This window comes from Pseudanabaena sp. BC1403 (genome assembly GCF_002914585.1).
Taxonomy (GTDB): domain Bacteria; phylum Cyanobacteriota; class Cyanobacteriia; order Pseudanabaenales; family Pseudanabaenaceae; genus Pseudanabaena.
The window spans coordinates 170,148-192,326 of sequence record NZ_PDDM01000002.1; the positions used below are offsets into that span (position 1 = coordinate 170,148).

23 protein-coding genes are annotated in these 22,179 nt (G+C 42.7%); 14 read left to right on the top strand and 9 right to left on the bottom strand.

Features of this window, described 5'->3' with window-relative positions; genetic code table 11:
- Nucleotides 1-66: 66 nt before the first annotated feature.
- The 4 genes from CQ839_RS03255 (at nucleotide 67) to CQ839_RS03270 (ending at nucleotide 2,215) form a co-directional block, all read left to right on the top strand.
- A complete protein-coding gene (locus CQ839_RS03255; RefSeq protein ID WP_103666848.1) occupies nucleotides 67-747 on the top strand; it encodes a V4R domain-containing protein in 681 nt (226 codons plus the stop codon).
- On the top strand, nucleotides 744-1,022 hold the full coding sequence (locus CQ839_RS03260) for a hypothetical protein (RefSeq protein ID WP_103666849.1): 279 nt from the start codon (nucleotides 744-746) through the stop codon (nucleotides 1,020-1,022). Before CQ839_RS03255 ends, CQ839_RS03260 begins: the two co-directional genes overlap by 4 nt.
- Nucleotides 1,023-1,087: 65 nt before the next feature.
- Entirely contained in the window at nucleotides 1,088-1,546 is a 459-nt protein-coding gene (locus tag CQ839_RS03265; protein ID WP_103666850.1) for a hypothetical protein, read from the top strand.
- A 12-nt stretch (nucleotides 1,547-1,558) separates the two neighbouring features.
- Nucleotides 1,559-2,215, top strand: a complete 657-nt coding sequence (locus CQ839_RS03270) for a 4-vinyl reductase (RefSeq protein ID WP_103666851.1) — start codon at nucleotides 1,559-1,561, stop codon at nucleotides 2,213-2,215.
- Between the two features lie 29 nt (nucleotides 2,216-2,244).
- On the opposite strand, the gene CQ839_RS03275 is transcribed toward CQ839_RS03270, so the two are convergent.
- Both CQ839_RS03275 and rpsO read right to left on the bottom strand, forming a co-directional pair.
- On the bottom strand, nucleotides 2,245-2,769 hold the full coding sequence (locus tag CQ839_RS03275; protein WP_103666852.1) for a PAM68 family protein: 525 nt from the start codon (nucleotides 2,767-2,769) through the stop codon (nucleotides 2,245-2,247).
- A 176-nt stretch (nucleotides 2,770-2,945) separates the two neighbouring features.
- Nucleotides 2,946-3,215: a 30S ribosomal protein S15 gene (rpsO, locus tag CQ839_RS03280; protein ID WP_103666967.1), complete on the bottom strand. Its 270-nt coding sequence runs from the start codon at nucleotides 3,213-3,215 to the stop codon at nucleotides 2,946-2,948.
- Nucleotides 3,216-3,280: 65 nt separating this feature from the next.
- On the opposite strand from rpsO, the gene CQ839_RS24995 reads away from it, so the two are divergent.
- On the top strand, nucleotides 3,281-3,439 hold the full coding sequence (locus tag CQ839_RS24995; protein WP_181016075.1) for a hypothetical protein: 159 nt from the start codon (nucleotides 3,281-3,283) through the stop codon (nucleotides 3,437-3,439).
- A 199-nt stretch (nucleotides 3,440-3,638) separates the two neighbouring features.
- On the opposite strand, the gene CQ839_RS25000 is transcribed toward CQ839_RS24995, so the two are convergent.
- Together CQ839_RS25000 and CQ839_RS03285 are read right to left on the bottom strand one after the other, a co-directional pair.
- Nucleotides 3,639-3,794, bottom strand: a complete 156-nt coding sequence (locus CQ839_RS25000; RefSeq protein ID WP_181016091.1) for a hypothetical protein — start codon at nucleotides 3,792-3,794, stop codon at nucleotides 3,639-3,641.
- 177 nt (nucleotides 3,795-3,971) lie between these two features.
- Entirely contained in the window at nucleotides 3,972-4,691 is a 720-nt protein-coding gene (locus CQ839_RS03285) for a LuxR C-terminal-related transcriptional regulator (RefSeq protein ID WP_103666853.1), read from the bottom strand.
- Nucleotides 4,692-5,073: 382 nt separating this feature from the next.
- Between CQ839_RS03285 and CQ839_RS03290 the strand changes: the two genes are divergently transcribed.
- The 3 genes from CQ839_RS03290 to CQ839_RS03300 are packed head-to-tail and all read left to right on the top strand — an operon-like array spanning nucleotide 5,074 to nucleotide 6,422.
- Nucleotides 5,074-5,493: a hypothetical protein gene (locus CQ839_RS03290; protein ID WP_103666854.1), complete on the top strand. Its 420-nt coding sequence runs from the start codon at nucleotides 5,074-5,076 to the stop codon at nucleotides 5,491-5,493.
- The gene (locus CQ839_RS03295) at nucleotides 5,474-5,839 is read left to right on the top strand and encodes a YtxH domain-containing protein (protein ID WP_181016076.1); all 366 of its coding nucleotides are present in this window, start codon (nucleotides 5,474-5,476) and stop codon (nucleotides 5,837-5,839) included. The genes CQ839_RS03290 and CQ839_RS03295 overlap by 20 nt, the downstream gene beginning before the upstream one ends.
- A 43-nt stretch (nucleotides 5,840-5,882) precedes the next feature.
- Entirely contained in the window at nucleotides 5,883-6,422 is a 540-nt protein-coding gene (locus tag CQ839_RS03300; RefSeq protein ID WP_103666856.1) for a DUF948 domain-containing protein, read from the top strand.
- Between the two features lie 32 nt (nucleotides 6,423-6,454).
- On the opposite strand, the gene CQ839_RS03305 is transcribed toward CQ839_RS03300, so the two are convergent.
- Nucleotides 6,455-6,874 carry a Fur family transcriptional regulator gene (locus CQ839_RS03305; RefSeq protein ID WP_103666857.1) on the bottom strand — a complete coding sequence of 140 codons (420 nt, stop codon included), beginning with the start codon at nucleotides 6,872-6,874 and terminating at the stop codon, nucleotides 6,455-6,457.
- 300 nt (nucleotides 6,875-7,174) lie between these two features.
- Here CQ839_RS03305 and CQ839_RS03310 point away from each other — a divergent pair, with 300 nt between their 5' ends.
- The 3 genes from CQ839_RS03310 (at nucleotide 7,175) to CQ839_RS03320 (ending at nucleotide 9,283) form a co-directional block, all read left to right on the top strand.
- On the top strand, nucleotides 7,175-7,747 hold the full coding sequence (locus tag CQ839_RS03310; RefSeq protein ID WP_103666858.1) for a peroxiredoxin: 573 nt from the start codon (nucleotides 7,175-7,177) through the stop codon (nucleotides 7,745-7,747).
- 88 nt (nucleotides 7,748-7,835) lie between these two features.
- Nucleotides 7,836-8,234: a VOC family protein gene (locus CQ839_RS03315; RefSeq protein ID WP_103666859.1), complete on the top strand. Its 399-nt coding sequence runs from the start codon at nucleotides 7,836-7,838 to the stop codon at nucleotides 8,232-8,234.
- 44 nt (nucleotides 8,235-8,278) lie between these two features.
- Nucleotides 8,279-9,283 (top strand): NAD(P)/FAD-dependent oxidoreductase, encoded by a 1,005-nt coding sequence (locus CQ839_RS03320; RefSeq protein ID WP_103666860.1) that lies wholly within the window; start codon nucleotides 8,279-8,281, stop codon nucleotides 9,281-9,283.
- A gap of 33 nt (nucleotides 9,284-9,316) precedes the next feature.
- Here the strand turns inward: CQ839_RS03320 and CQ839_RS03325 are convergent, their stop codons facing one another.
- From CQ839_RS03325 to CQ839_RS03340, 4 genes are all read right to left on the bottom strand, one after another.
- On the bottom strand, nucleotides 9,317-9,898 hold the full coding sequence (locus tag CQ839_RS03325; RefSeq protein ID WP_103666861.1) for a Uma2 family endonuclease: 582 nt from the start codon (nucleotides 9,896-9,898) through the stop codon (nucleotides 9,317-9,319).
- Nucleotides 9,899-10,018: 120 nt separating this feature from the next.
- Entirely contained in the window at nucleotides 10,019-10,672 is a 654-nt protein-coding gene (upp, locus tag CQ839_RS03330) for a uracil phosphoribosyltransferase (RefSeq protein ID WP_103666862.1), read from the bottom strand.
- A gap of 386 nt (nucleotides 10,673-11,058) precedes the next feature.
- Nucleotides 11,059-13,866, bottom strand: a complete 2,808-nt coding sequence (gene secA, locus CQ839_RS03335) for a preprotein translocase subunit SecA (RefSeq protein ID WP_103666863.1) — start codon at nucleotides 13,864-13,866, stop codon at nucleotides 11,059-11,061.
- A 167-nt stretch (nucleotides 13,867-14,033) separates the two neighbouring features.
- Complete coding sequence (locus CQ839_RS03340; RefSeq protein WP_103666968.1) at nucleotides 14,034-15,317, bottom strand: Glu/Leu/Phe/Val dehydrogenase; 1,284 nt, start codon at nucleotides 15,315-15,317, stop codon at nucleotides 14,034-14,036.
- A gap of 478 nt (nucleotides 15,318-15,795) precedes the next feature.
- On the opposite strand from CQ839_RS03340, the gene CQ839_RS03345 reads away from it, so the two are divergent.
- The 3 genes from CQ839_RS03345 to CQ839_RS03355 all read left to right on the top strand — a co-directional run bounded on the left by CQ839_RS03345 (nucleotide 15,796) and on the right by CQ839_RS03355 (nucleotide 21,976).
- Nucleotides 15,796-19,545, top strand: a complete 3,750-nt coding sequence (locus tag CQ839_RS03345; RefSeq protein ID WP_103666864.1) for an S-layer family protein — start codon at nucleotides 15,796-15,798, stop codon at nucleotides 19,543-19,545.
- A 155-nt stretch (nucleotides 19,546-19,700) separates the two neighbouring features.
- Nucleotides 19,701-21,365 carry a ShlB/FhaC/HecB family hemolysin secretion/activation protein gene (locus CQ839_RS03350; protein ID WP_103666865.1) on the top strand — a complete coding sequence of 555 codons (1,665 nt, stop codon included), beginning with the start codon at nucleotides 19,701-19,703 and terminating at the stop codon, nucleotides 21,363-21,365.
- A 53-nt stretch (nucleotides 21,366-21,418) separates the two neighbouring features.
- On the top strand, nucleotides 21,419-21,976 hold the full coding sequence (locus CQ839_RS03355) for a Uma2 family endonuclease (RefSeq protein WP_103666866.1): 558 nt from the start codon (nucleotides 21,419-21,421) through the stop codon (nucleotides 21,974-21,976).
- The last annotated feature ends 203 nt before the right edge of the window (nucleotides 21,977-22,179 follow it).

Genomic DNA, 22,179 nt, shown 5'->3' on the forward strand with positions numbered 1-22,179 from the left:
CTATCATTTTCTTATTCTCAAGACTAGCTTTGTATTAAATAATTTTTTGGATAGGAGTATTTACTTATGACTGTTGCTGTAGATCGTCCAAATAGCGCAACCAGAGCGAAAAGAAAAAACAATCACTATAGTCTGCAAGATTTTTTGCAGCCCGATCTTGAGAAAGGCATCATCGAAGACTGGAATGGCTCAAGAAATATTCTTACCAGTGAAGATTTCATTATTGGGCTACAAGAAGGATTAGAAGATGAAGTTGGAGAAGCTTCGGCTGCCGTCATGTATTCGATTGGATGTGAATGGGGGCAGCAAGATGCATTATTTTTCACAAAATGGTTTGAACGCGATTTTGGGCGCAGTATCCGTCAGACTAATCTACCTTTCTTGCTAGAAACTTGGTGGTGGCCTTTTACCTCACAGGGTTGGGGGCGTTGGCAGGTAGATATGAGCGATCGCAAACAAGGATTTATGTTTATTAGTGTTTTTGACTCTGCTGTAGCTCGTAGCCTTGGCGATGTTGGCAAACCAGTTTGTCACTTATATGCAGGCTTGTTCTCAGGATTCTTTACGCATCTAGTGAATAAAGAGCTGGAATGTATTGAAATTCAGTGCTATTCAATGGGTGAAAACTATTGTAAATTCTTGCTCGGTGGCAAAAATCGCATTGATGCAGCTTCGTTCTGGCTCAATGAAGGAGCGACGACTCGTGACATCGAAGGTCGTTTGCGAAATGGAGAATTTCTAAAATGAGCAGCTCAGACTGGCGTTTACAGCCATTACGCAGTTTTTGGCAAAGTGTAAATTGGGAAAATCGCGCGATCGCCCCAATAACAAGCAACAACGGTAAAGGATCTCCGCCATTAAGCTTGTTAATGTCGGTAAGGGAATATTTTCGGGCAATTTCTTGGACAGGGATTCCGGAAATTGCTGCCACCTCAGCTGAGCCTAAGCCGAGTATTAACTCTATTGACGCAAGTAATGAAACTCTTGAAGATTTTCTTGATGATATTTCTCAATTCTTCTAAGTATAGTAAGCGCGTCACTCTGTGCCCATCTTACTAAAACCATTAACTCTCGTGACATAAGAACTATGATACCGAAGATTCAAGAACTAATTAACCAAGCGCAAGATCGATATCTTGTCTCAGATGAACTAGGACTAATGGAAGGTTACATTAGTTCATTGCCTGATCGCTTAAAGCTATATAAACTAATCCGCGATCGCGAAATTGATATTTTGCAGTCAGTAGCGGATCAAGTCCCAGCAGAATTGCCTAATGTAACTGACGAAGACTTGGAGTCGGGTATTAAAAATTTGATCCTTGTTTTGCGCTATAGCTCTATGGCAATGCTACTCAATGATGAAAATTTTTTAAAGCAAAGATTGCTCAATTGGCTAGAAGGAATCATGTCCATGCGCGATATGCGTCGCCTCAATGAAATCCTCTACAAATTGCTTAATCAAGGACTAAAGAAACAGCTTAGCTCTACGCAACTTGCCCTGATCCAGCCTTTGATTACTGCCGCCCAAGTCACGCTAATCTACTAGAGACAAACCACTATGATTTCTGTCGCTGATCTTATCAAGGAAAATCGCATCCCTTCTAACTTCTTTGACTACAACGCTTATGTCAAAGGTGATCTAGAAATTGGGCTACTAGAAAATCGACGAGGCGATCGCCTTATTGCAGTTCCTGACACATTAATATCGTCACTTTATGCAGGTTTGGCAAAAGAAACAGGTCAAGCTTCGAGATTGGTTTTGTTTAACTGCGGCAAGTGGTGGGGAAAAAACTTTTATACGCGCTTTACTGAGTCTCTTGAGGAATATTACTCACAATCACTTGCTGAGATGGATATGATTACCTTCATTCAAAGCTTGAAAGAATGTTGGATAACTCACGGCTGGGGCAAATTTGAGTTCGATCCTCAATATCAATCTCAAGGATTTATTTTGGTTAAAACTTATAACTCTCCCTATGTTCGGGCGATCGCTGGCAATACTTTGCCAACAGGCTATTTAGAGTCTGGTATTCTTACGTCTTTCTTCACAAGACTAACAGGTCGTGAATTATTGGCAGTACAGACAAGCTGTGAATCTCTAGGTGCTAGTTGTAATATTTACATTATCGGCTTACCTGAAAGGCTGCAAATCGTTGATTCATTTCTTGCAGAAGGTTTGCCACACGAGACAATTTTGCAACGAGTGCTTAAATAAAAAAGAGACTCGCTTTGCGAGTCTCTTTTTTATTTTTTAGTATTTGTTTTTGCAGTTTCTTGATTAGCTTTGACTAGTTGCTGCTGTGATTTCCACGCGCCCCTTAAATGTCCAAAGTTGGTTTTAAACTCTTCCCATCCCCACCAGCTACCTATACGACCTTCATCCCAAGATGCAGAGATAGCTCCGTAGCTGAGCCCGATAACTCCTATACCTAGAAACAACATACTCAATAAAACAACTGCTGAAGTTGGCAAATCGACTATATGTTTGCTTACAAGAAAATAGCTAACAATAAATGTTGTTAAACCCAAGCCTGTAGGAATACCACAGAATAAAGCGGCACGTCTCACAATACGACGATTGACCTCTTCAGGTATGCCTAGAGAATCATTGCGCTTTGTATTTGAGTTGGTATTGATAGTACTTTTCGGGGTAGTTTTGGTCGCATTGACAGGAGCAGAAGGTGCCTTTTTGGATTCCTTAGACTCTTTTGACTTTTTACTGCGATTATTCGGCTCGAAGGGAATACGTTCTGAGGTTGGTTTACTCACTTTTGCTCCTTGCTTTGGCTTCTTGTTCTTACACTTTTTAAATAGCTAGGCAAAATTAAATATAAAACTCCAAAATCTTTACCGCCCGCTATGCGGGCGGTAAAGATTTTGACTCTAGTTTTTTAATTTTGCCTAGTCACTTATAGTGTGAAGCGATCGCACCTAAACTTTTAAGCCTAGCCTCTTACGCCGAGACTTTGGATCAGCTGTTTGTAATGAGCGCGATCTTGGTTGCGAACGTAGGCAAGTAAGCGCTTACGTTGACCAATGATTTTCAACAAACTACGACGAGATGAAAAATCTTTAGGGTGTAACTTCAGATGAGTAGTCAACTGGGTGACACGCTCAGTTAATAATGCAACTTGAACATCTGAAGAGCCAGTGTCTGTGGGGTGCTTTTGATATTCGGAAAAGATTTCGAGCTTGCGTTCTTGCAACAGTGCCATGATAAAAACTTTAAACGTGTTTTGAGGTGTACGTGACATAAACTCGACACTAAATGCGAAATTCAATGAACTTAGGCATTACGGTGCGAGCTTCCCAACCTCACGATTGGGCATTCCTAGTTACTCCCAGTTTTGGGATTTTGCCACTTATCCAGAGAAATATATTTACTTACTCTTGGACAGTTCGACTGCATAGGCGGTTTCCGATTCTCAGTAGTCTCTGAGTACATTGGTATGGCGATCGCCATATTTTCTGAAGGCGTTAGCTTTTAGACAGACTAGCTTAACATGCCGACCGCATGTTTTTGTACACAAACAAAAAATAAGAGCAATGCTCATGAAACCAAAAATAAGAGTGGCGGTGCAAAGCAGCGCCACTCTTATTTACAAGAAATAAGGCGACACATTACGTCGCTTTATTTCTTAATGGGCTGAGCCATTACCATGATATTTATCGGTGTCGTAGAAACCATTACGAGTACCGAAAAACAAACAGCTAACGGTAAACAAAATGGTCAAAATCGGCAGAATTACTTTGAGATCGAGCATGTTTGGAGATGTTTGGATAAAGTGACACATGTTTTAATATTTTAAACCCAAAAAACATTAAGAAGTTATCCTGCATTGGCTTTCTTAATGTTTACAGCAATTACCTATACCTAAAGTATCGCAATAGCTAATTGAGTTGAGATATAAAAACCAAAAGAGAGTTGCGGCGCGAAGCTCCGCAACTCTCTTTTGGGCTTTTGATTAGATTTAGTTATTACTACCGTCGGTGTTATCTCCGCTATCACTGCTAATAGGACGATAACTTTGCTCAAAGGCATAGCGCACAATCTGTGAACGATTCTCCAGATTCAGCTTAGTCATAATGCTGCTGAGATGAGTTTGGACAGTCCTAGGGCTTATTTGCAGACGTTTGCCAATTTCTTTATTGGTAAAGCCTTGGACAACTTGCCAGAAAACACGCTCTTCGGAAGGAGTAAGTGTAGTACGCGAAACAGGAGCCGTAGGCTGCTGAAATAGACGCATGTGTTCGCTGGCAGGGCGATGAGGTTCGCGTTTATGTGGCGAAAAGAAATCTATATCAGTTTTGCCAATGGTCATGCGATCGCCACTTTTCAACAAAATGGGGAAGGTAATCCTTTGTCCACGCATAAAAGAACCGTTGCGGCTACCAAAATCGACAAGGTAGAAGCTACCAGACTCATTGTTATTGCTGCGATTCTTTGGATCTCCTTTCATAGAAGACTCAAAGCCTTCATTTTTGGACGCTCCCACGATTTGCAATGTGGCGTGGTAGCGTGAAACCCATTTATCAGTCAATACAATTGAGTTGTCATAGCCCCTGCCAATTGTCCAGAAATCTGCGTTTGTAAGTGGAATCATTTGCTGCCCTTCATCTGCATGAACGATCAGATAGGGGTGTGGGTGTAGAAGTGTCACTGAACTATTAGACAACTTTGTTGTGTGCATCTCAATCAATTGCCAATATAACTTATTTATATATTGTGAGACGAGTTTAATAAATATTGAGTTCCTTTTTTGAAGTCATGGCTTTTGCCGACATATTCTGTCACGATGTCTTTTGACATTAGTTTTCTGTTATTAAAATTTGTCGGTGATTGCTATACTCACTCATAAGTCGGTAGACACCAATTAAATATAAAACCTCAAAATCCCCCTCCGCCTCTACTGGTGAGCCATTGATTTTGAATATTGGTTTAAATCAAGCCAAGGTAAGTAGAAACAAAAGTTTTATCAACATAGGATAAGAATATGTGAGAAATGAAACATATGATACTTTTTTCTTGTCATTACAAATCTTAAAAAATCTATGTGTTCTTATTAAAAAATAATGATTTGGATCGCGATCTCCATACAGTTAATACTTAGCTTAGGATTGCTATGGGCTTCATGGCAGGTCTGGATATTGCGCAGTGCGCTCCAATCAACGGTAAAAACTGTAGATGGCTGGACAGAAGCTTGCGAAAAAGGCTTACAGGGATCTACTCCCAGCCTTGAAGTTGCTCGGGGAGGAGTTGGCACGGCGCGAAAGCAATACCAAATATTGCAAAGTCAGTTAGAAAAAATTCGCAAAGTATTGTCTGTACTTGTGCGTGGTGTATCCTTTTTAGGGAGTCGGTGGCAAAAGTCGCGGAAAGGTGCATCGAAGGGTGCGTCAAACTCTCTAACTAATCAACCAAACGGCAAAAATAAAGGGTCGTCAGCGAGCAAGTCGTCAGGGAGCAAGCATAATGTCAAACGGCGCAGGTAAATTTTTCGGTGGATTGATTGTAGGTACTGCAATCGGAGCAGCAGTTGGCGTATTATTTGCGCCGAGATCAGGCAAAGAAACTCGTCAAGTTTTAAAGCGATCGGCTCAAGATTTACCACAGCTAGCCGAAGAGTTAGGTTCTAATGTGCAGTATCAAGCAGATCGATTTACTGAGCAGGCTCAACGGACTATTGACGAAGCGCTAGTCCGTCTCCAAGAGGCGATCGCTACAGGACAAGAAGCTAGTCGCAAGCTACAGGAGGAATTAGCGCTATCAATGGGTAGTTCGCCAAATAGTGCTAGTACGCTCAGTGAAGGTGACCACGCTATTGAAGATGAAGAATAAGCCCTTAAAACAGTCTTGAAAGAGTAAACACCTATAGGAAATTATGTCAGAAGCGATCTTTCTGCTAGGTTTGTCATTTTTATTGGTGGTCGTTTGTCTGACGATTCTTTTGCTAACAGCAATTCCTGCTTTTCAGGAATTGGCAAAAGCAGCTAATAGTATCATTCGCCTAGCTGACACCTTAACGCGGGAGTTACCTGCGACACTAGAAGCAATTCGGATGACTGGGCTAGAGCTAAGTGAGTTAAGCGATGAACTCAACCAAGGGGCAAAAAGTGCTGGCGAGGCTGTGAAGCAAGTAAATGATGGAATCAAGGGTGTGCGTCAAGGTGCGTCTAGTGCTTCGATCGCAACTAAAAGTGCATTTGCTGGCTTAAAAGCTGGATTAAAATCCCTCGGTCGTCCTCGCCGTCAAAAGCGATCGCCTTCGGATTTATATTCAGAAAATTTACGATCCAGTAATCCTCCTTCCGAAGACTTAGATGAAAGCGAAGATAATATGACTAGACAAAATCGACTAGTTACACCTGATGAAATGAGATCTGAGGGCTTTATGGGAGATTTGACCCCAGATGAAGATTAAAAAAAATTGGTGCAGCAATGCACCAATTTTTTTTAATCTTGACAGCGATCGCAGACCCCATTAACAGTTACCTCGTAGCTATCAACTTTTAGACCTACACGAAGTTTCCGAAAACTTAAACCTTCAAAAGCATCCCACTCAATATCTTCAATCTTGCCGCAACATTTGCACCGAAAATGATGATGTGGCTCTACATTGGCATCATAACGGCATACACCCTGCTCCAATAAAACTTCTCGCACTAATCCTGCATCACGCAAGGTCTGGAGCGAGAGGTAAACGGTTGCCTGAGAAGAAGTTGGTGCATCTTGGTTTAAATCATTTAGGATCTGGTCGGCAGTTGGATGATCTAGACGCTCAAGTAAATTTGCATATACCGCAAAACGTTGTGGCGTAACGCGCAACCCCTTAGATTTTAAGATTTGGACAACCCGATCTGCTTGCTTTTGCATATAAAACTGCTCCTGAATCCCGCCAAATTTTCTTGTAAAGCTCTTGCAGACTAGATTTACAGTTTTAAAAATTTAGTAATCTGCTTTCAAATAGGAAAATTCAACCGAGAAATTTTGACTAAAAATTTCACAAGTAAATCACATGTTTAATTACTTGAATGGCAACTATATCATTTCTATCTAAGAACTACAAATTTATTAAACTTTTTAAAAAAATTGAGTGATTATGGGTATTGACTAACTTCTAAATAAGAACTATTCTTAAAAGTGCTCAGAAAAGTATTTACCTCAAAGAAAAATATGGCAGTTATTGAAACCGTACCAAGCGTTGTTTTTAAGACTCGTGTACGTGATGAATCTGTTGAAGGTCCTAACCCATATCGTTGGGAAGACAAAACTACTCAAGATCTTTTTGCTGGCAAAAAAGTAGTAGTTTTCTCTCTACCTGGTGCATTTACTCCTACCTGCTCATCCAATCACTTACCTCGTTACGAAGAGCTTTATGAAGAATTTAAGGCTCTAGGTGTTGACGCAGTCATTTGTATTTCCGTTAACGATGCTTTCGTTATGTTCAAATGGGGCAAGGAAATCGGTGCTAAGAATGTATTCTTGCTTCCTGATGGCGCTGGTGAATTTACCCGCAAGATGGGAATGCTTGTTGACAAATCTAATATTGGTTTCGGACTTCGCTCTTGGCGCTATTCGATGTTAGTCAATGACTCTAAGATCGAAAAGATTTTCGTAGAGCCAGGCTTCGCTGATAATGCTGGTAGCGATCCTTTTGAAGTGTCTGACGCTGACACGATGTTGGCTTACCTTAAGGGTGCTGAAGCTACTGGTGTGTCTGCTCCTCGCTTAGCATTTGTCGGTTAATTCTGCATTTTCTAACGCAAACAACTGTAGAGAAAACTTGTGAAACAAGTTTTCTCTACAGTTGTTTCTCCCTTATTTGGAGGAAGAAATGACTACTCTAAATCGTTTAGAACATGTCAACTTAGCTTGTCACGATATTAAAGCTAGCCAAGCTTTCTATCAAGTTTTATTCCCTGATTGGTATGTTCGTGCCGAGGATCTTCACGATCAAAGACCTTGGGTTCATTTGGGTGACGACCAGTTTTATGTTTGTTTAAACCACACCCCAAATTTAAAAAGGGTTCATGCAATCTATGAAAATATCGGTGTGAACCATGTCGGATTTGTGATTAACAATGGTGAAGCGATCAAAGTCCGACTGGAAGAAAATAAGATTGAATACTACATTCTTAATGCACCAGAAACCAAGCATCGCATTTACGTCAGTGATCCAGATGGCAATGAGATTGAATTAGTTGAATACAACTCTGACTACAGGCTTCGCTAGATCACATCGCCTTTAAAAATATCGTCTTGTAAATTTGCACTGCCATGAAACTCTCTAGCAAAAATCTTAATGAACACATTGATACTCTCTACGATGCGATCGTAGTTGGTGGTGGTATGGGTGGTCTATCGGCGGCAATCTATTTAGCCCGTTATGGATTGAAGTGTCTAGTGATCGAAAAAGGAAAAGGGCGATCGCTATGGATGCAAGATTTGCGTAACTATGTCGGTCTTGATCCTCACACTCCAGGGCGCGACATTTTAAATCATGGAACCAAAACATCCTTAGATTGGGGAGCAGATCATCTGCGTGGTTATGTTGAAGAAGTAACCGATGAAGGCGAAACTTTTGCTGTAAAAGTAAAAGTTGGTAAGCAAAATAGTATTTATCCTGTATTTCGCAGTAAGTATGTGATTGCGGCTTCTGGCATTATGGACAATTTGCCTCAGCTCGAAAACATGCAAAATGTCTATGATTATGCAGGTTATACACTTCATGTCTGCATGATTTGTGATGGCTATGACATGTGGGATCAGAAAGCAGTTTTGATTGCGAATACAGAATCTCAAATCGGTGCGGCTTTTGTGCTGAACTGGTTCACACCCTATATTTCTGTGCTGACTCACGGCTTATGTACAGTTAGCGATAAGACGAAACAGAAGCTTGCTGAACATGGCTATCCATTGTATGAAGCTCCGATTGCTAAGTTCTTAGGAGAAAATCATCAGCTTAGTGGTGTCGAACTCACCGATGGCACAGTTGTCGAGGCAACAACTGGTCTAGTAGGTATGGGTTCCGTTTATCACAATCATTACCTTAAAGGTATTGAAGGTCTGGAATGGGATGGACAAAACTTGGTCACAAATGAGATGGCACAAACTAGCCACAATCGCATTTTTGCGCTTGGTGATTTAAAGAAAGGTTTGAATCAAGTTTCGATCGCAGTTGCTGATGGCACTGTCGCGGCTACTCAAATCTGGCGGAATATTCGTCGAGCTAGTCCGCCACGTAAATGGGAAGAGAATATTAAAATTCCAGTTACAATTTAAAAAAAGAGGACTCGCATTGCGAGTCCTCTTTTTTTAGCTTGACCAAATATTTTTTAGGTTGAGTATAAATCCTTGTAAGACATCTTCACCTGAAAGATTGGATGGCGCTTCGATGATTTCTACTGGTTGACCAATGCGATAAATGGCAACGCGCTTATTTTCGGGATCGATTAGCCAACCTAACCGACAGCCGTTATCCATATATTCTTGCATCTTTAGTTGTCCCTTAAGCCATGAATCACTGGGAGAAAGAAGCTCAAGTGCGAAGTCTGGACATATAGGCAGAAATTTTTTGCGCTGTTCTGGAGTAAAGGCATTCCATTTTTCAATGGGAATCCATGCCGCATCGGGGGATCGATCTGCCCCATTGGGCAATGAAAATCCTCCTGAAGAGTCAAAAACCTTTCCAGTAAGATTTTGTCGATTCCAAATATTGAGATCGGTAGTTAAATCTGAGTTCCAAGAACTTGTTTCACTGCCTGTTGGCGACATAATTACGAGTTCTCCATTAGCATTACGCTCTAGTCGCAGATCGGGATTGTTGGCACATATTTGATAAAACTGTTCTTTAGAAACTTGGACTACGGGATCGAGGGTTAAGGTTAATGCACTCATAGATTTATGGTTTCCTGCGTGAGAGCTAAATCAATTATAAAACCAGCCCTACAATAAATTGCGGGCTAAAAGCTTAAACCAGTTTCAACAGGTTGATTTGATATTTTCTTTATCGTCAATTTACTCAGTTCCAAACGAGCGATCGCCTGCATCTCCTAACCCAGGAACAATCCATCCTTTCTCATTCACAACTTCATCGATACAACCTGAATAGATCTGTACCGCAGGAAATTGTTGATTGATTAGTTGCAAAGCTGGCGGAGCACATAGGGCATTAATAATCCGTATTAAGGATGCATCGGCTCCTCGTTCTGTCAACATTTTTAGGGTTGTAATAATCGATCCACCTGTTGCCATCATTGGCTCGACAATGAAAATATGTGTTTGAGGTTCAAATCTCTCTGGTAAACGATTGAGATAACAGCTAGCTTCAAGGGTTTCTTCATTACGCACTAAGCCAAGATGATAAACATTTGCCGTTGGCAATAGATTTTGGCAGCCTTCAAGCATTGACAAGCCTGCACGCAAAATCGGGACAAAGGCTAAAGGGATAGAACCATCGATCAACTGTCCTGATGCGTTTCCCAATGGAGTTTCTATATTTACTTCTTGTACAGGTAAAAATTCTCGGACAGCCTCATAGGTAAGCCATTTACCCATTTCGCTCATCGCAGTTCGGAATAAGGGAACTGGTGTATGCTTCTCCCTTGCGATCGTGAGCCAGTGACGAATGACTGGATGTGGAGGAACATATACACGCAATTGAGAAGTCATTGGTTTACTTTTGTATTCTAAATTTAGATTTAATGCGTTCAGTCTATAGTGCTGTGCTTCTTAACATCCTACATCGCTTTTGGTTTCAGTTTTGGTTTCAGTTCCATGAATTTATAGCTGCCGCCAAGCGTACTAGGACATAAAACCCAAATTAATAAAGGCTGAGAGAAGCTCAGCCTTTATTAATTTGGGTTTTATGTCCTAGCTATCTCTTACATTGCTATATAACTGATTTGTGAATCGGTATGAGTAATGGCATAGGTTGGTTGCTGGTACTGGGGCTTAGCACCTAAGAGAATCTTTGGTTTTTAGGGTTGGGGCAAATCCCCGCGTGGTTGCCCTGCTTTGCTACTGATCAAAAAAAGGAGCGCAAGGCGCTCCCTTTTTTAGACAAATTCAGCTTCGATGGTTTCAGGCTGTTGCTGAGGGCGAGGATCGAACTCAAATAGTGAGTAGACAACATCACGGCGAATTTGGGTCATCATGTCTAGGAAGATTTCATAGCCTTCACTCTTATATTCAATCAAAGGATCTTTTTGTCCATAGCCACGCAAACCGACGGATTCACGCAAAGCTTCCATTGCTTGTAAATGATCGCGCCAGAGAGAATCAATCCGCTGCAAGATAAAGAAGCGTTCGGCTTGACGCATCAAACCAACTTGCAAGGATTCCACTTGTGCTTCCTTGATTTCATAGGCGCGGCGAACTTCCTCACGTAGGAAAGCTTGCATCTCAGGCAAGAACATATCATCAAGTTGATCTGGTTCGAGGTCTTGTAAGAGGTTTACAAATTCCTTGATCTTTTTCACCATCGCTACGAGGTTCCATTCTTCGGGTGGAAGTTCAGGATTGACATAGGCATTGACGATATCATCCATCGTGCGTTCAGCATATTCGATTACGCGATCGCGCAAGTTTTCACCCTCAAGCACGCGACGACGCTCAGCATAGATTGCTCGACGCTGATTGTTCATGACTTCATCGTATTCAAAGACTTGTTTACGAATGTCGTAATAGTAGGTTTCTACTTTCTTCTGAGCATTTTCTAGAGCGCTAGTCAGCATCCCTGAACTAATCGGCATATCTTCTTCGACGCGGAAGGCATTCATCAGCCCTGCAACGCGATCGCCTGCAAAAATCCGCATCAAATTATCTTCGAGGCTCAGGAAAAATCTCGTCGAACCTGGGTCACCTTGGCGACCGCAACGACCGCGTAACTGGTTATCCACACGTCGCGATTCATGACGCTCAGTGCCAATCACATGCAAGCCACCTAGTTTCGTTACTAGCTCATGCTCAGCATCAGTAACTTCTTCATATTCACGCTTGATTAGGGTAAACGCATCGCGGAGTTTTTGGATCACTTCATCATCGGTAGGAGCTTTTTCAGAAGCAACCGCAAGCATTTCTTCGGCTTCCAATTCCGATTGACTCATTCTGCCTAACTTCTCAACTGCAAAATCTACAGCTTCTTTGAGCATCGTTTGGGCATCTTTAGAGAGTTCGCAAGGATAGAGACTATCAGATACTTTCCAAGTCTTTTTCTTTTTGCCATCCGTTGAGCCGAATCCCTGCCCTTTTTGAGGGCGATCGCTAAACATGCGTTGCCCCTCATTGGTAAAGTCTTCGTCATCTTCAGGACGAACAATCATCGGCATAAAGCTTTCACGCACCTTCAAACGCGCCATGTAGTCAGCATTACCGCCGAGGATAATGTCTGTGCCACGACCTGCCATGTTTGTAGCGATCGTGATTGAGCCTTTACGTCCTGCTTGAGCCACGATTTCGGCTTCGCGTTCTACGTTCTCTGGCTTCGCATTGAGTAGATTGTGAGGAATGTCTTTTTCACTCAACAACCGCGCTAAAACTTCAGATTTTTCAACACTGGTAGTTCCAATCAAAACTGGGCGACCTGATTCATGCATTTCGCGGCATTCTTCGGCAACGGCTCGCCACTTAGCTGCTTCAGTTTTGTAGACCACATCCGACCAGTCACCACGTCCGCTCTTACGGTTGGTGGGCATGGTTGTGACTTCGAGATTATAGATCTTGCCTAGTTCGGCTTCTTCGGTTTTTGCCGTGCCAGTCATGCCGCCAAGTTTTGGATAAAGCAGGAAGAAGTTTTGATAGGTAATCGTGGCGAGAGTTTGGGTTTCATTCTCAATGTCTGTGCCTTCTTTTGCCTCGATCGCTTGATGTAATCCATCGCTCCAACGGCGACCTGGCATGACACGCCCTGTAAATTCATCAACGATCGTGACTTCGCCATCGCGGACAATATAATTCACATCTTTGAGGAATAATTCCTTTGCCTTCAGCGCGTTAAATACATAATGCGCCCAAGGATCAGCTTGGTCAAACAAGTCAGTAACACCAAGCAGCTTTTCGGCTAGCTCAAAACCTTCATCGGTCATGACGACATTACGCTGCTTTTCGTCAACTTCATAATGGGTTTCTGGTTGCAGTTGAGCTGCGATCGTGACAGCGCCTAAATATTTCTCTGTTGGACGCTCAACCATACCCGAAATAATCAGGGGTGTACGCGCTTCATCAATCAGGATCGAGTCAACTTCGTCAATTACACAAAAGTTAAAATTACGCTGCACCACTTCTTCGATGCTGGTCGCCATGTTGTCGCGTAAATAATCAAAACCTAGTTCGCTGTTGGTGGCATAGGTGATATCACAGCCATAATTTTTGCGGCGCTCGACTGGCTCCATTGAGTTTTGAATCAAGCCTACCGACATACCTAGAAAGCGATGCACTTGACCCATCCATTCTGCGTCACGACGGGCGAGGTAGTCGTTAACTGTGACTACATGCACGCCTTTACCTGACAGGGCGTTAAGGTAGCTGGGCAAGGTAGCGACGAGAGTTTTGCCTTCTCCCGTCTTCATTTCGGCAATTTCACCACGATGCAGGATCATGCCGCCGAGCATTTGGACATCATAATGACGCAGACCTAAAACGCGGGTGGCTGCCTCACGGACTACCGCAAAGGCTTCGGGGAGTAGCTCGTCAAGTGGTTCCCCTTTTTCGAGGCGCTGTTTAAACTCTCCTGTTTTTCCTTGCAATTCGCGATCGCTTAGCACCGCTAACTCTGGGGCTAGGGAGTTAATGAGAGCCACTTCGGGACGGAGTTTGTCAAGCTTACGCTTATTAGGATCGCCAATCAGGTTTTTTAAGTTAAACATAGCTACCGAATGCAGTTAAAACAGGGGATGCGCCAAACGTGATATTTAATACGATTTTGGACTACAAGTATATATTACCCGACTGTTGAGATTACAAGCTTCGGATAACCGAAGCGATCTCGAAACCAAATAAAAAAGTGTTGCGAAGCAACACTTTTTTATTTGGTTTATTGCACGTAATAAGCCCTTGTACCTTTGGCATCGATCGCTTCACTCAGGCGCGTTAAGGCATGTACATAGGCGGCTGTCCGCATCGAGATTTGCTTTTGATCGGCAATTTTCCAGATTCTTAGAGTTTCGGCGATCATGCTGTGTTTGAGGCGATCGTTTACCTCTTCGAGTGTCCAATATAAGCCACTACGATTCTGTACCCATTCAAAATAACTGACAGTAACACCACCCGCATTCACGAGAATGTCAGGAAAAACCATGATTCCGCGTTTTTCCAAAATTGTATCCGCCGCAGGAGTGACTGGTCCATTCGCGATCTCGAAAATATATTTAGCGCGGATCTCGTGAGCATTATGTTCAGTAATTTGATTCTCCAGCGCCGCAGGAATCAAAATATCGACATCGAGTTTGAGCAATTCTTCATTGGTAATCGTTTGATGTTCAACAATATTACATACTGAATCCTCGCAGTACACGGCTTGAAAACTGCGAGTCGAATTTTTGTAACTGATGATGCTCGGCACATCTAGCCCTTGCTTTGCATAAATACCGCCCTTAGAATCGCTTACCGCTAGAACCTTGTAGCCTGCCTTACTCAACAGATCGGCGATCGCAGCGCCCACATTTCCAAACCCCTGCACCGCCACTGTTGTTTGTTCGCGCTGCATTTTTAACAATGGCAACAAAGTTTCGATCGCAAAAAATGCCCCTAAGCCCGTTGCTGTTTCGCGTCCGAGACTGCCACCCATAGCGATTGGCTTGCCTGTTATCGCCGCAGGACAAAGCCGACGTTGAATATTGCTATATTCATCCACCATCCATCCCATGATCGTCTGGTTAGTCTGAACATCGGGCGCAGGAATATCTACATCTGCGCCCATAAAATCTGCGATCGCATTGATATAGCCACGACTGAGTCGCTCTAATTCAAACTTGGATAATTGTTTCGGATCGACGGCTACTCCACCCTTTGCACCTCCAAATGGCAAATTCACAGCAGCACATTTAAAAGTCATCCAAAATGCTAAGGATTTTACTTCATCCATGTTTACATTAGGATGGAATCGAATTCCTCCTTTGGTTGGCCCCCGCAAATCGTTGTAGCGCACTCGATAGCCTTGAAAGACTTTCAGAGTTCCATCATCCATTCTCACTTGAATGGAAACTTGCAAACTTGCTTTCGGTGATTTTAATCGCTCGATCGCATCTTCAGAAATATTTACATGTGCGATCGCGTCCGCCAATCGTTCACTAGCTTGATCAAATAAAGACTCTGCCACCAATAACTCCATTGCTTCGCGCTCAAATAGATCTTGTAACCATAGTATTGACTATATGACTTATATAAACAAACAACTCTATAACACCATCAAAATCTACTTTTTTTGAGATTGAAATTCCCAGAGCTTCTCTGCGAAGTATCACTTTATAATAATTACGACATATTGCGTAGATGGAAAATACCAATCCTCCTATTGAATCGTGAACAAGCGCAACCACAGAAGGATTATCTCTACCTGAATAATATAGATTTATAGGAGCTACGCCTCCATGATTATCCTAGGTTTGGTCGATTTTAGGGATTTCCTTCTGCGTAAAGTGAGTGAGTACATAAAAGTTAGAATATTTTGATGCATAAATTTATAAGTTATAGGTAAGTTACTAATAAGTTATAAGGTATAAATTTATGAGCAATTGCGAACCCAAAAGCTATGTAGTTTGTCGTAATATATATCATCAGCCTACGAGATTTTTGTTATGTTCATTGTAAAACATGGATTAAGTTACTTATTACTAACTAGCATAATCGCATCAACAAGCGGAGCCTATGCCCAGAACATCACTACTGGGGCTAATGGATTAAATACAAATGTCGATCAAGTAGGCAACCAATACAACATCACGGGTGGAACACAGGCAGGTGGCAACTTATTTTATAGTTTGCAAAAATTAGGACTATCCACAGGGGAAATAGCTAATTTTTTAAGCAGTCCTAATATTCAGAATGTCTTAACTCGTGTAACAGGTGGAGAAGCATCGCTGATTAATGGATTGATTCAAGTAACAGGAGGAAACTCTAATCTATTCATCATGAATCCTGCTGGAATTGTGTTTGGTGCAAATGCCAGTTTGAATGTACCCGCCAGTTTCTCGGCTACAACTGCGTCAGGAATCCAAGTAGGGAATGGCTGGTTTGGGATGAATAGCAGCGTTGATGAAGTTCGCAACCTCACTGGTAATGTTGCTGGCTATGCGTTTACAAATACTTTGCCAAGTGTGGATACTAATCCATCAGGTGTAATCGTCAATGAAGGGAATCTGAATGCTAGTACAGGCAAAAGTGTGACCCTTGTTGGTGGAATGGTAGTAAATACGGGAACGATCGCAACACCTTCTGGCAACATAACGATCGCAGCGACTCCTGATAACAAATTTATCAAAATCAGCAATGAAGGTAGTTTGATGTCACTTGAACTGCCGATAGCTGATCGGCAAGCTGTTGGTAATGCACCAGTATTAAAAGGCGTGGATTTACCTAGCTTGCTTACTGGGAAGACTGCGGGAACTGCGATCGTATCAGGTAATTTAAATGTATCGGGAAATAACGGCGGTAATGTTCAAGCTTTGGGCAACAATGTCACCTTAGCAAGTGCCAACATCAATGCAAATGGAAATAACGGCGGCGGTACGGTGCTCATTGGTGGCGATTTACAGGGTACTGGCACAACACCTACTGCTCAATCAACAACGGTTGACGCAAACAGCAAGATTAGTGCCGATGCATTGACCAATGGCAATGGCGGCAAAGTAATCGTATGGGCGGATAATACAACGAAATTTGATGGCACTATTACGGCAAAAGCTGGAACCCAAAGCGGTAATGGTGGACTAGTTGAGACTTCTGGCAAAAATACTCTCATTGTAGGCAATACCGCACAGGTCAATACTTCTGCTCCACAGGGTGTATCAGGTAATTGGTTGCTTGATCCTACTTCGATTACTGTGGTGGCAACTGGTGGAATTGATCCTACAGTTGCGGCAGCTAATGCTAATGCGGGTGCTAGTACTATCGATAGCGCTGTAATTGTGACGGCTCTTGGTTTTGGTAATGTCACCCTGACCGCAACTAATACGATTACTGTCGATGCGGCAATCAATTCTCTTTCTGGAAATGGCTTGGAGCTCAATGCAACCACCACTAATCTCAATGCACCGATTACTTTAACAGGAGGTGCTCTTACGGGTACTGCGACTACGGTCAATGTAGGTGCTGCGGGGACAGTGCAAAATGGTGTGGATGCAGCGGCGACTGGAGCAACTGTGAATCTGGCGGCTGCCACTTACACACTAGGCGCAACAGTGTTAATTAATAAAAACTTGACACTAAATGGTGCAGGTGCGAATAACACTATTGTTAGTGGTAACAATGCCGTCCAAGTCATTCGTATTGGCAATAATGGCATTGTCAATATGAATGACTTGACTGTTACAAGGGGAAGAGCTACTGGAGATGGAGGAGGTATATTTATCGTTACAGGATCGACCCTGAGCCTGGATAGGACTATTTTCTCTAATAATGTTTCTGGTGCCACAGGGGCTGCCATTACTAATGATAATGGGACAATACTTAATGTTGCAAACAGTACATTTTCAAATAATTCGGCATCTGCAGGCAGTGCTATTGCCAACTTTGGTACAGCTACAATCTCCAACACTACCTTCTCGAATAATTCGGCAACTGTCGTTGGTGCGCTTTACAGCTCGAATGCAACAACTACAATCTCTAACAGTGTCTTCTTGGGCAATACGTTAACCGATAGAGCTGGAGCAGCGGTTTTGAACGAGGGTGGTACGACTAATATCTCTAATAGTACCTTCTCTGGAAATTCGACAGGTTTTAACGGCAGAGGCATTATTTTTAACTTCTCTGGTACAACCAACATCTCTAATATCACTGTCTCTGGCAATACGCCAAATCCACAGGGAGCTATTTTTAGCGAAGGTGGTACAATTAATATCGCTAACAGCATCATAATCGGTAATTCGTCAGTCGGAAATCCAGAGATCTTTGTAACAAATAGAGTGACGAATCCAGTGGGAACGGGGATTGTCAATTTTACTGGAGCAAATATTGTTGGCGCAAATGGAACAAGTGGCATTAGCATCAGTGGTACTGGCTCAGTTACAGGAGTAACGCCCATTACTCCGACTGGGGCAGCCAGCACGGTAATTAACACTACCCTCGCCAATAATGGTGGTTCCACACAAACCTTTGCCCTTTCTCCTAACAGTATTGCCCTTGATGCAAGTACCACAGCAGGTGGAGCAATTCCTACCACATCTGACCAACGCGGTATCCTTATAGTTAATGGTACTCGTGATATCGGTGCATTTGAGTCGAGAGGATTTACTCTCACTCCCGTAGGCGGAACCACACCACAAAGTGCCACTGTCAACACATTGTTTGGGAATCTCTTAGGAGTTACTGTCAGCTTTGATGGCGGGGTTGTGGATGGAGAGACAGTTACCTTTACTGCACCAAATACTGCTGTATCAGGTTTGTTTGGTGCGAGCAGCACCACTACAGCAACAATTGCGGGAGGTATAGCCACTGCTGGAGCTTTCAGGGCTACTACTACATCGGGAACTTACAATGTCACAGCTACAGCTACAGGCGTATCCAACACCGCCAACTTCGTTCTAACCAACACCCCAGATGCACCAGCCACCATCACCGCCACAGGAGGCACACCACAAAGCACAGTCGTCAACACCGCATTTGCCAATCAATTACAAGTATCAGTAACAGACCAATTCGGCAATGTCGTCCCAAATAGCACTGTCACCTTCACCGCACCCAATGCTGGTGCATCAACAGCAGTTGCGATCGCAACTGCAACGACCAATGCTAGTGGAGTTGCCACAGTTTCCGTTACTGCCAACACAATCGCAGGATCTTATACCAACACAGCCACTTCAGGAGCTGCTACACCCGCCAACTTTGCTTTAACCAATAACCCAGTGGTTGTACCACCAGTCGTTATCCCACCAGTCGTTACCCCACCAGTGGTTGTACCACCTATCGTTACACCACCTGTTGTCACATCAAAGCCAGACATAGATCCTAACAAGGAGACTCGTTACCATGACGAGAAGAAAGTTTTGGTTTTATCATCATTAACTCCGATCGCATTTCTCTCAACCGATGATATTGAATTCCAGCGCCTTGATAGATTCCTGATCGTAATCGTTGAGCTGATGAATAAAGATGGTGGCAATTTAGCGATCAACACCAACGATATCTGGAAAGATGCAGATATCAGTATTTTTGAAAAATCAGTCAATCAAGATGTGATTAAATTAGCAATCAATCGCTCAATTGGTAGATTTATTGGCAAGGAATATATCGATCTAGTAGATGTCAACTTTGAGACTAAAAAAGACAGAAAAAATATCCTACTCAAGGTTCGGAAGTCTCCTAAACCTGCTAGATTTCTCAAGGATTAAATGCCAAAATCCTCAATTTGCTTTTTAAGGTAAAGTCGGGGATTGTATCCTACACAGACCTAATGTTTGTAAGCTTTTGGCGCGAATTTTATTTCAGTCTATAATTACAGGCTTGAAATATATAAATAGTATAATTAAATGGTGTGAGCAGACTAATGACCCAACAAACAAAAGACTCCCTCAAGAGCTTACTATGGACAATCGTAATTAGCTCAGGGTATTTTGTGCTCCCCAGCTATGCTGATACGATCGCATTAAATCAAGAGAATACAAAAACAAGTGAGACAGAAGTTAAGGTAACAGAAACTGCGATTTCTCAAGCCGTATCCATCAATCAAGTAAAGTTGATTGGTAATACTGTCCTCAACCGAGACGAGATCGACCTTATTCTTCAGTCACTCCAAGACAAATCCTCCACTCTAGAACAGGTCAAAGCCGCTGCTGAAGATATTACTCAACTGTATATCAGTAATGGCTATCTCACCTCCCGTGCTCAATTTGACCCGCAAGATCCTCAAAGTATCGTTAATGGGGTTGCTCAAATCAAAGCAATCGAGGGACAAATTGAACGAATTGACGTTGTAGGAACTGTCCAAACCAATCCTGACTACGTAAGATCGCGAGTGGAATTGGGGATCTCCAAACCATTCAATGCCAACGCTGTTGAAGATCAGTTGCGACTCCTAAAAAACGATCCGCTATTCAAAAAAGTCACCTCCACTCTCAAACCCAGCACCGAAGCAGATAAAAGCTTACTAGTAGTCCAAGTAGAAGAATCAAAACAGTTTGGCGGCTCCGTTAGCTTTGACAATTACTCACCCATCGCCGTTGGCTCAGAACGCATGGGTGTAGGATTAAGCTATCGGAACCTTACAGGACTTGGCGATTTACTCTCAGCATCCTACTATCGCAGCACCACAGGTGGCTCCAATCTCTACGACTTTAGCTACAGCATTCCCGTGAATCCCATGAATGGAACTGTAGCAATTCGCTACGCGCCGAATAACTATCGGATTACCGATCCAGACTTCGCGACCTTTAATATTCGTGGCGCGAGTAGCCTCTATGACATCGTTTATCGCCAACCATTAATTCGTAACCCACGCGAAGAATTTGCGCTGTCCCTAGGATTTGCCCATCAGACAGGACAGACCTTCCTGTTTGAGAATCTTGCAACCCCATTTGGGATTGGACCTGATGCCAATGGTGTCAGCACCACCAGCGTATTTCGCTTTGGTCAAGACTATACCTTGCGCGATAATGATGGTACATGGTCATTGCGATCGCAATTCAATCTTGGCACAGGACTATTTAACGCCACCTATGTCACCACACCTAATGCTGGCTTTTTTAGCTGGATCGGACAGGCTCAAAGAGTGCAAATGCTAGGCTCTGATGCGCTTCTAATCGCCTCTTTTGATTCGCAGTTGTCTGCTAATCCTTTACTTCCTTCTCAACAATTCACGATTGGCGGTGGACAATCACTGCGAGGATTTCGCCAAAATGCGCGATCAGGCGATAACGGGATTCGCTTTAGTCTTGAGACTCGTCTAGTAGCAATGCGAGATCAAGAAACTAACAGAGCAATTCTCCAAATCGCTCCTTTTATCGATCTTGGTGCAATTTGGAATCATGGCAATAACCCTACACCTTCATCATCACAAAACTTTTTAGCCGCAGGTGGGATAGGTCTAATTATTGAGCCAATTGAGCGGTTCCTGCTCCGAGTTGAAGCTGCTATTCCATTTGTGAACTTGCAAGGACGCGGCAATAATCTTCAAGATACTGCCGTTCATTTTAGTGTAAGTTATCAGTTCTAGGCTGCGAAGGAGATAGCTGTTAATATTGAATAAGTTCCAAAGGGCATAAAGCTATGACTGTTACAGCAATTAGACCCACAACACTAGATGAATTTTTAGCACTGCCAGAGACAAAACCTGCCTCTGAATTTATTCATGGGCAAATCATACAGAAACCAATGCCACAAGGAGAACATAGTTTACTACAAGGTACACTCTGTCAGACCATTAGCCAAATTACTCAACCAAAGCAAATTGCTTTAGCCTTCCCAGAGCTACGCTGTGTTTTTGGTGGGTTAGCGATCGTCCCAGACATAGCTGTATTTCGTTGGGAGCGAATCCCTCGTTTGCCATCGGGGCGCATTGCTAATCGTTTTGAAACTTATCCTGACTGGGCGATTGAGATTCTCTCGCCCGATCAGCGATATAAACAAGTCTTAGCAAAATTATTACATTGTGCAGAATATGGTACTGAACTAGGTTGGTTACTTGATGCAGAAGACGAGAGTATTCTATTAGTGGATAGCGATCGCCGAGTAAGAGAATTTAAAAATAGCGATCGCTTGCCAGTTCTCGCAGGAATTGATTTAGAGCTAACAGTAGAGCAAGTCTTTAGCTGGTTGAGTTTATGACTTGATTGATTTTTTAATTTGATTTTTAAAATACTGATTTTGGAAATTTCAGCGCCTACGGCGCTGAAATTTCTAAAATCAGTTTTAATGCAATTCAGCCGTTGGCTGAATTGCATTAAAACTGATTTTTACAATGAGAATTGCTGGATCACTACTGGGTTATTCTCGCAACCCCTTGCAATAGGCTACTATAGAAGATCAGA

Bases quoted from the DNA above. Each gene is read 5' to 3' on its own strand.
- CQ839_RS03255 (WP_103666848.1), top strand. From the start codon at position 67: ATGACTGTTGCTGTAGATCGTCCAAATAGCGCAACCAGAGCGAAAAGA.
- CQ839_RS03260 (WP_103666849.1), top strand. From the start codon at position 744: ATGAGCAGCTCAGACTGGCGTTTACAGCCATTACGCAGTTTTTGGCAA.
- CQ839_RS03265 (WP_103666850.1), top strand. From the start codon at position 1,088: ATGATACCGAAGATTCAAGAACTAATTAACCAAGCGCAAGATCGATAT.
- CQ839_RS03270 (WP_103666851.1), top strand. From the start codon at position 1,559: ATGATTTCTGTCGCTGATCTTATCAAGGAAAATCGCATCCCTTCTAAC.
- rpsO (WP_103666967.1), bottom strand. From the start codon at position 3,215: ATGGCACTGTTGCAAGAACGCAAGCTCGAAATCTTTTCCGAATATCAA.
- CQ839_RS24995 (WP_181016075.1), top strand. From the start codon at position 3,281: ATGAACTTAGGCATTACGGTGCGAGCTTCCCAACCTCACGATTGGGCA.
- CQ839_RS25000 (WP_181016091.1), bottom strand. From the start codon at position 3,794: ATGTGTCACTTTATCCAAACATCTCCAAACATGCTCGATCTCAAAGTA.
- CQ839_RS03285 (WP_103666853.1), bottom strand. From the start codon at position 4,691: ATGCACACAACAAAGTTGTCTAATAGTTCAGTGACACTTCTACACCCA.
- CQ839_RS03290 (WP_103666854.1), top strand. From the start codon at position 5,074: ATGATTTGGATCGCGATCTCCATACAGTTAATACTTAGCTTAGGATTG.
- CQ839_RS03295 (WP_181016076.1), top strand. From the start codon at position 5,474: ATGTCAAACGGCGCAGGTAAATTTTTCGGTGGATTGATTGTAGGTACT.
- CQ839_RS03300 (WP_103666856.1), top strand. From the start codon at position 5,883: ATGTCAGAAGCGATCTTTCTGCTAGGTTTGTCATTTTTATTGGTGGTC.
- CQ839_RS03305 (WP_103666857.1), bottom strand. From the start codon at position 6,874: ATGCAAAAGCAAGCAGATCGGGTTGTCCAAATCTTAAAATCTAAGGGG.
- CQ839_RS03310 (WP_103666858.1), top strand. From the start codon at position 7,175: ATGGCAGTTATTGAAACCGTACCAAGCGTTGTTTTTAAGACTCGTGTA.
- CQ839_RS03315 (WP_103666859.1), top strand. From the start codon at position 7,836: ATGACTACTCTAAATCGTTTAGAACATGTCAACTTAGCTTGTCACGAT.
- CQ839_RS03320 (WP_103666860.1), top strand. From the start codon at position 8,279: ATGAAACTCTCTAGCAAAAATCTTAATGAACACATTGATACTCTCTAC.
- CQ839_RS03325 (WP_103666861.1), bottom strand. From the start codon at position 9,898: ATGAGTGCATTAACCTTAACCCTCGATCCCGTAGTCCAAGTTTCTAAA.
- upp (WP_103666862.1), bottom strand. From the start codon at position 10,672: ATGACTTCTCAATTGCGTGTATATGTTCCTCCACATCCAGTCATTCGT.
- secA (WP_103666863.1), bottom strand. From the start codon at position 13,866: ATGTTTAACTTAAAAAACCTGATTGGCGATCCTAATAAGCGTAAGCTT.
- CQ839_RS03345 (WP_103666864.1), top strand. From the start codon at position 15,796: ATGTTCATTGTAAAACATGGATTAAGTTACTTATTACTAACTAGCATA.
- CQ839_RS03350 (WP_103666865.1), top strand. From the start codon at position 19,701: ATGACCCAACAAACAAAAGACTCCCTCAAGAGCTTACTATGGACAATC.
- CQ839_RS03355 (WP_103666866.1), top strand. From the start codon at position 21,419: ATGACTGTTACAGCAATTAGACCCACAACACTAGATGAATTTTTAGCA.